At 73.2% G+C, this 952-nt stretch carries 1 protein-coding gene and 1 pseudogene; one reads left to right on the forward strand and one right to left on the reverse strand.

The features are described from left to right. The coding region (locus B7W94_RS17660) for a hypothetical protein (protein WP_085607983.1) at positions 1 to 406 on the reverse strand (406 nt) is incomplete at its 3' end. An 83-nt stretch (positions 407 to 489) separates the two neighbouring features. Here B7W94_RS17660 and B7W94_RS17665 point away from each other — a divergent pair. Next, positions 490 to 952 (forward strand): annotated as a pseudogene (locus B7W94_RS17665) (hypothetical protein); the annotation flags it as partial.

Below are 952 nucleotides of genomic sequence, written 5' to 3' on the forward strand. Positions count from 1 at the left end.
GCACGGCGGCGCGGATCCAGGAGGCCCGGCCCCGCGTCAGCACCCGTGTCGCGAGGAACCACCGCGCGGGGGCGGCGATCGCCAGCCCGAACCAGGGCCGGAACATGACATCCGCGACGAGGCACGAGGCGAGCGGCTGCAGCCGGAGACCGCCCGCGATCCAGCCGAGGGTGTAGAGCAGGTAGACGCCGCCGACGACGCCGACGAGTACCAGCATCGCGTTGCTGAGCCCGGAGGGCGCCGCGGTCGTCTCGTCCCCCGACGCCGGTGCGGACGCCGCGGGCGTGACGGCCTCGGCCGGGGTCGGTTCCGGAGCCGGCGTGGTGCGCCGTGCGGCGTCCCGGGGGCGTCGCTCCGCGCTGTCGTCGCCCTCCCAGCTCAGGGCGTCGTCCGAATCGGATGTCATCTCTCCAGCGTAGGACACCGCGGCCACTAGGCTCGGGGATGCCTCGGCGGGGTCGCCGGGCACTTTCGGGGGAAAGGACAACCATGGCCGAGAACGAGCAGACGTCTTCCGCCGCGCCGCGTCGTGCCACGACCGGCGCCACGACCGGCGAACCGCCCGCGGGCTGGACGCCGAGCCCGGAGGCCAAGGCCTCCGCGACGCGCTTCCGCATCATCGCCGCGGTCCTCTGGGCGCTCGCGATCGCGGGCGAGGCCGTCGGCATCTTCTGGCTCCTGCGCCAGCGCGAGTTCGTCGACGAGGGCGGCGCGCTCGTCCGCGATCCGGACACCGGCCTCCTGGAAGAGCAGGGAGCGACGGCGCAGTTCCCGCAGTGGGCGTTCATCGCCCTGCTCGTCCTGCTGGTCGTGATCGCGGCACTGTCGATCATCGGCTCGATCCTGTGGAAGAAGGCCAACACCCTCGACCCGGCGCGGAGCGCGGACGGGACGCGGTTTTTCGTCCAGGACCAGCTCCGCGCGATTATCGCGGTCGTCGCCTTCCTCCCCC

Origin of the sequence: Microbacterium sp. LEMMJ01 (genome assembly GCF_002114135.1) — a bacterium.
Lineage (GTDB): Bacteria > Actinomycetota > Actinomycetes > Actinomycetales > Microbacteriaceae > Microbacterium.